4 protein-coding genes are annotated in these 4,233 nt (G+C 74.2%); all 4 read right to left on the bottom strand.

Annotated elements, in window-relative coordinates:
* The coding region (locus tag ACTIDRAF_RS0223090; RefSeq protein WP_245533616.1) for a uroporphyrinogen-III synthase at positions 1-1,115 on the bottom strand (1,115 nt) is incomplete at its 3' end.
* A 47-nt stretch (positions 1,116-1,162) separates the two neighbouring features.
* Positions 1,163-1,492, bottom strand: a complete 330-nt coding sequence (nirD, locus tag ACTIDRAF_RS0223085; protein WP_026066415.1) for a nitrite reductase small subunit NirD — start codon at positions 1,490-1,492, stop codon at positions 1,163-1,165.
* Positions 1,489-4,020 (bottom strand): nitrite reductase large subunit NirB, encoded by a 2,532-nt coding sequence (gene nirB, locus ACTIDRAF_RS0223080; protein WP_016701073.1) that lies wholly within the window; start codon positions 4,018-4,020, stop codon positions 1,489-1,491. Before nirB ends, nirD begins: the two co-directional genes overlap by 4 nt.
* A partial coding sequence (locus ACTIDRAF_RS33485) for a hypothetical protein (protein WP_039789030.1) occupies positions 4,017-4,233 on the bottom strand: 217 nt, incomplete at its 5' end. The genes ACTIDRAF_RS33485 and nirB, both read right to left, overlap by 4 nt.

Raw genomic sequence — 4,233 nt, 5'->3', positions numbered from 1 at the left:
GGTTCGGGGGCACCGCAGCGGGGAGCGTCCTGAAGCGGCTCGTAGGACAGCCGGTACCCCCGTTTGATCACGGTCTGGACCACACCGGACCGTCCCAGCGCCGCCCGCAACCTCGTCATCGCCGTCTCCACGGCGTGTTCGTCGATGTCCCGGCTGCCGCCCGGGGCGGCGCGGAGCGCCTCGACCAGTTCGCCCCGGGGCACCACCCGACCCGGCCGCCGCGCGAGGACCCGCAACAGGCACATGGCGCTCGGGGGCACCGGCCGCAGCACGCCGCCCAGGACGACGGCCCGGCCACGCAGGCGGAGCTCGGTCCCGGCCACGGGCAGCCGGCGGGAGCGGGCGGCGAGGCCGTCGGCCAGTTCGCGGACGAGCGCTCCCAGCCGGTAGCGGTCGGGCATCACCGCCGGCACCTCGTGGTCCTCCAGCGGGGCGCGGGTCACGGGGCCGACGCAGGCCGCGAGCACCCGGCCCCGCAGCGCGGCCAGCAGATCCCGCTGCCTGCCCATCTCGGCGGCGGTGGCGATCGTGCTCGCCGCCGCCGGCGCGCTGGTGAAGGTCACCGCGTCCACCTCCCCCGCGCAGGACAGCGCGACGAGTCGCCGCAGCGGCTCCACGTCGGCGGGTGGCGTCCACCGGTACACGGGGACCTCGATGACCTCCGCCCCGGCGCGGCGGAGGGTGTCGACGAAGTGCGGCAGCGGTTGCCCGTGCAGCTGCACGGCGATCCGGGTGCCCGCCACCCCCTCTCCCAGCAACCGGTCGAGCACCTCGCCGGAGGACTCCGACGCCGGTGACCAGGCGTCGGGCAGGCCGGCGGCCCGGACGGCCCCCCGTGCCTTGGGACCTCGGGCGAGGAGCCGCGTGCCCCGCAGCCGCTCGATCAGGCCCTCGCCGAGCCCCCACCCGTCGGCCGCCTCGACCCACCCCCGGAACCCGATGCCCGTCGTGGCGACCACCGCGTCCAGCCGACCCGACAGGCACCGCCGGGTCGCCGCGACCAGGTCCGCGTCGTCGGCGAGGGGCACGATCCTGATGGCCGGGGCGTGCACCACCTGGGCACCGCGCCGTTGCAGGAGCGCGCCGAGTTCCTCCGCCCGTCGGGCCGAGGTCACACCGACGGTGTAGCCGGCGAGGGGTGGTGGAGGATCGCCCGGTGGGGTCACGGAAGTCCGATCTCGACGACGTCGCCCTGCCGTCGCACGGCGTAGGTGGGCAGCGTCAACTCCGGGTGGGTGAGGTCGAGGCAGCGTCCCGACCGGAGGGAGAAGACCTGTTTGTGCATGGGGGAGGCCACCACCGGTTCCCCGGCCCGGTCCCCGACGATGCCCCGGCTCATCACGCTGGCGCTGCTGACGGGGTCGACGTTGCCCAGGGCGTACAGTTCGCCGTCCTGCGTGCGGAACAGGGCGATGAGATGACCGTCCACCAGCACGGGAGCGCCGAGTTCGGGGCACAGCGCCTCCCACCGGCACACCGCCCGCCACCTCATGCGCGCACCGCCTCGGGACGGACGGCCGGCAGGGGCAACGGCACCGGCCCGCCGGGGCCGCTCGGCCGGATCTGCCCGCGCTCGGTGGTGAACCGGATCGTCGGGTCGGGCACGTCCGGTGAGTTCACGAACGACACGAACCGTGCCAGCTTCTCGGGATCGGCCAGCACCCCGGCCCACTCGTCGGCGTAGCCGCCCACGTGACGTTCCACCGCCGCCTCCAGTTCCTCCGCGATTCCCAACGAGTCGTCCACCACCACGGCGCGCAGGTGTTCCAGCCCGCCCTCCATCGCCTCGATCCACGCCGCCGTGCGTTGCAGGCGGTCCGCCGTCCGGATGTAGAACATGAGGAAGCGGTCGACGAGCGCGATGAGCGAACGGTCGTCCAGGTCGGCCGCCAGCAGCTCGGCGTGCCGGGGGGTGAAGCCGCCGTTGCCGCCCACGTAGAGGTTCCACCCCTTCTCGGTGGCGATCACGCCGAAGTCCTTCGACCTCGCCTCCGCGCACTCCCTGGCGCAGCCGGACACGCCGGCCTTGACCTTGTGGGGTGCCCGCAGGCCCCGGTAGCGCAGTTCCAGCCGGATGGCCATCGCCACCGAGTCCCCCACCCCGTAGCGGCACCAGTCGGTACCGACGCAGGACTTCACCGTGCGCAACGCCTTCCCGTAGGCGTGGCCCGACTCGAACCCGGCATCCACCAGCCGCCGCCAGATCAGCGGCAGCTGTTCGACCCTGGCGCCGAAGAGGTCGATCCGCTGACCGCCGGTGATCTTGGTGTAGAGGCCGAAGTCCCGGGCCACCTCGCCGATCGTGATCAGCTTCTCCGGGGTGATCTCCCCACCGGGGATCCTCGGCACCACCGAGTAGGTGCCGTTGCGCTGGATGTTGGCCAGGAAGCGGTCGTTGGTGTCCTGGAGGCCGGCCTGGTCCTCGGAGAGCACGTGCCCCCCTGCCAGGCCGGCGAGGATGGAGGCGACCACCGGCTTGCAGATGTCGCAGCCCCTGCCGGTGCCGTGGGCGCGGACCAGCTCGGAGAACGTGGTGATGCCGGTGGCGCGCACGATCTCGTACAACTCGGCCCTGGTGTGCCGGAAGTGCTCGCACAGCGCCCGGTCCGGTTCCACCCCGCAGCCGGCCAACAGGCCGCCGAGCATCGGCACGCAGGACCCGCACCCGGTTCCCGCGAGGGTGCACCGCTTCACGCCGGCCACGTCGGTCAACCCGTGCTGGGTGATGGCGGCGGTGACGTCTCCCTTGGTGACGTTGTGGCAGGAGCAGACGGTGGCCTCGTCGGGGACCGCGTCGGCGCTGAGCCCGCCGCCTCCGGCCGGTGCCAGCACCTGCTCCGGGCTGGCGGGCAGCGGCCTCCCGAGCAGGGCACGCAGGGTGGGGTAGGCACGGGTGTCGCCGACGAGCACCCCGCCGAGCAGGGTCCTGGCGTCGTCGCTGAGCACGAGCTTGGTGTAGGTACCGCTGGCGGCGTTGGCGTGGACGACGTCCAGCGCGCCCGGGGTGGCCGAGTGCGCGTCGCCGAAGCTGGCGACGTCCACCCCGAGCAGTTTCAGCTTGGTGGCGGGGTCGGCGCCGTCGAAGGCGGCGGAACCCCCGAGCAGCCGGTCCACCACCGTCTCGGCCATCGCGTAGCCGGGTGCCACGAGGCCGTAGGTGCGCCCAGCGACGGCGGCGCACTCACCGACCGCCCACACCCGGGGGTCCTCGGTTCGGCAGGTCTCGTCGACGAGGACGCCGCCGCGCTCCCCGACCGGAAGACCGGCCGCCCTGGCCAGCTCGTCACGCGCCCGGATCCCGGCGGAGAACACGACGAGGTCGGCCGGGATCTCCGTCCCGTCGGTCAGGCGCACCGCCCGGGGCCTGCCGTCCTGGCCCGCCTCGACGGCGCCCGTCCCGTTGCCGGTCCGCACGACCAGGCCGAGCCGTTCGACCAGCCGTCCCAGGGTGCGCCCGCCCCCTTCGTCGACCTGCAGCGGCATCAGCCAGTCCGCCATCTCCACCACCTGGGTGCGCAGCCCGAGCAGTCGAAGCGCGTTGGCGGCCTCCAACCCGAGCAGGCCGCCACCCACCACGACCCCGTCCCTCGCCTCCGCGCTCGCGGCCCTGATCCGGTCCAGGTCGTCGACGGTGCGGTACGCGAAGCACCCCGGCAGGTCGTGCCCGGGGACCGGTGGCACGAAGGGGCGGGAACCGGTGGCCAGCACGAGGGCGTCGTAGCGCACCACCGCACCGGTGGAGGTCCGCACGGTCCGGGCGTCCCGGTCGATCGACACGGCCGCGACACCCAACCGCCGATCGACCGCCGGATCCCCGGCGAGTTCCCCACGGTCCAGGCACAGATCGGCGAGACCCCGCCCGTCGAGGTAGGACGACAGGCCCACGCGGTCGTAGGCGGGGTGCCGTTCCTCACCGAGGACGATCAGGCGCCAGCGACGTTCGTGGTCGCGGGCGCGGAACGCGGTCACGAACCGGTGACCGACCATGCCGTAACCGACGACAACCAGGGTGCGGGTCATGCGACACCTTCCTCGTCCGGGTCGGGGCGTGCGGTGGCGGTGGCGGTGGGAGGGGCGGTACCGGCGGCGTGGACCAGGACGCCGTCGTCGACCGCGAGCGGGACGTGCCGCGGCCGGGCGTCCTGGTCGCGGACCTCGGGCGGGCGGGCCGCGCGGTCCGCCCTCGGCAGTGCCGGGTCCACGGTCGCGCCACCGGTCTCCCCCGCCGCCCCC

This window comes from Actinoalloteichus spitiensis RMV-1378 (assembly GCF_000239155.1).
Classification (GTDB): Bacteria; Actinomycetota; Actinomycetes; order Mycobacteriales; family Pseudonocardiaceae; genus Actinoalloteichus_B; species Actinoalloteichus_B spitiensis.
This window is presented reverse-complemented; position numbering and strand designations above follow the sequence as displayed.